Origin of the sequence: Lactococcus taiwanensis (genome assembly GCF_014905395.1) — a bacterium.
Lineage (GTDB): Bacteria > Bacillota > Bacilli > Lactobacillales > Streptococcaceae > Lactococcus > Lactococcus taiwanensis.
Genome location: NZ_BNDT01000013.1, coordinates 1 through 1,652, shown reverse-complemented (window position 1 = coordinate 1,652; position 1,652 = coordinate 1). Strand labels below are relative to the sequence as shown.

Below are 1,652 nucleotides of genomic sequence, written 5' to 3'. Positions count from 1 at the left end.
CCTTTTTCAGGTGTCATATCATCAACTTTGTCTTTCACTTTATCTACTTGTTTAGAAGTGAATTTACCAGTGCTTTGTGCAGCACCTACCACACGGTCTTGCACTGTGACTTCATCCTCTTCTTGTTCAGCTTTAGTTTTGATATCCGTCACAGTCACATTGACTTCCACAACATCTAAATCAGTCATATTCGCCACTTCTTTAAGAATAACGGCTTTGATCTTTTCATAAATATCCGGTACGTTTTTGCCATACTCGGTGATGACTTTCAAGTCCACTGCGACTTGGGTTTTACCCACTTCCACATCAACGCCAGAAGTGACATTATCCGTATTGACTAACTTGCCTGTCAAATTAGAAAAGAATCCTCCTTCAACCGCAAGTAAGCCATCAACGTTTTCCAAAGCATACCCTACAATTTTTTGAACCACTTTATCTTCATAAGTCAATTCGCCATTAATTTCATGAGCAGGTGTTGTCTTATCAGAAGGGTTAGTTTGTGTTTCTGCCATTGTGCCAAAAGGTTTCATATTTTCTTGTACCATATTATTTCTCCTCGTCTATCTTTATTTACGGTTTTTAAATTGTTCGATTAATCCTGTCCTTTGTAAATACAGAGCTACAAAGATGCCTATCACGATAAAAATAAGGAGCAGAATTGTTTTCCAAAATCCAAGGGTGAAGAAGGCAATAGCAACTACGCCACCAATTACCCCTCCGATGATTGGATAACGATATTTTTCCAGTTCTTCCATCGTTTCCTCCTTTTATACAACTCGCAAACTTTTTGAGCTCGTTTTTTTATGAATATTATTGACTGCCACATCAATTTTAATCTGTTGCTCTAAGCCAAAGAAGTTTTTAAGTGCTTCAACGATTTCCTGTTCTAAAAGTTGAGCTTTCTGGGCCACTTCGACCCGTGGGATAATCTCACCCTTCACCTCTACCTCTACTTTATGCTTGTGTAGAGTAACAATGATGTTGGGGGATTTAAGATAGTCGTTCTCAATAACTTTTTCTCTTACCAACCCTTCAATCGCAGAACGTTTCAAATTTAATGTCCCACCTTTATCAGAGAGGTTGATTTCGAGATAAGTTCTTGGATAGAACAAAATTATAAGTAAGCCTAAGATAAGAAGAAGACTTAAAGCCGTAAAGCCCCAAAAGAGATAGGTGGGCAGGTATTGCCCCACATAAGGGAGCTGGCTTGAATCATTGACCATCCACTGATAATCCATCGTTTGGTAATAATCCCAAGCTGCTGGAATCACTAAAGTCAGCAAAAGGAGATCAAGAATGAAGAGTATAATTTTCTTTCCAGTAGACATAAGGCCTCCTTTCTGGAGTGTTACTCTTAATGGTTCATTCTAGCTAAGATAAAGGATACCACGGCCACAACGATTACCGCTCCAATGATGGAAGGAATCAAGGCCATTCCCGCAAGGGAAGGTCCCCACGTCCCAAGGAGGGATTGTCCGACAAAGGATCCGACAAGTCCGGCTAGGATATTAGCGATCCAGCCCATCGATCCCCCTTTATTTGTGATTGCCCCTGCAATCAAACCAATAATAGCTCCTACTATTAACGACCAAATCATAAAATACCTCTTTCTAGTATGCACTGTCTTTTTAGGTAATTTATTGCATACATCT

Annotated in this window: 4 protein-coding genes; all 4 read right to left on the bottom strand. The window is 39.6% G+C overall.

Annotated features, from left to right (window positions below):
- Nucleotides 1–545: Asp23/Gls24 family envelope stress response protein (locus tag JKP71_RS09495; RefSeq protein ID WP_200407811.1), on the bottom strand; the 545-nt coding region annotated here is incomplete at its 3' end.
- 21 nt (nt 546–566) lie between these two features.
- Entirely contained in the window at nt 567–755 is a 189-nt protein-coding gene (locus tag JKP71_RS09490) for a DUF2273 domain-containing protein (protein WP_200407810.1), read from the bottom strand.
- A gap of 12 nt (nt 756–767) precedes the next feature.
- Nucleotides 768–1,328 (bottom strand): alkaline shock response membrane anchor protein AmaP, encoded by a 561-nt coding sequence (gene amaP, locus JKP71_RS09485; RefSeq protein WP_200407809.1) that lies wholly within the window; start codon nt 1,326–1,328, stop codon nt 768–770.
- A gap of 26 nt (nt 1,329–1,354) precedes the next feature.
- Nucleotides 1,355–1,597: a GlsB/YeaQ/YmgE family stress response membrane protein gene (locus tag JKP71_RS09480; protein WP_200407808.1), complete on the bottom strand. Its 243-nt coding sequence runs from the start codon at nt 1,595–1,597 to the stop codon at nt 1,355–1,357.
- Between the last annotated feature and the right edge of the window lie 55 nt (nt 1,598–1,652).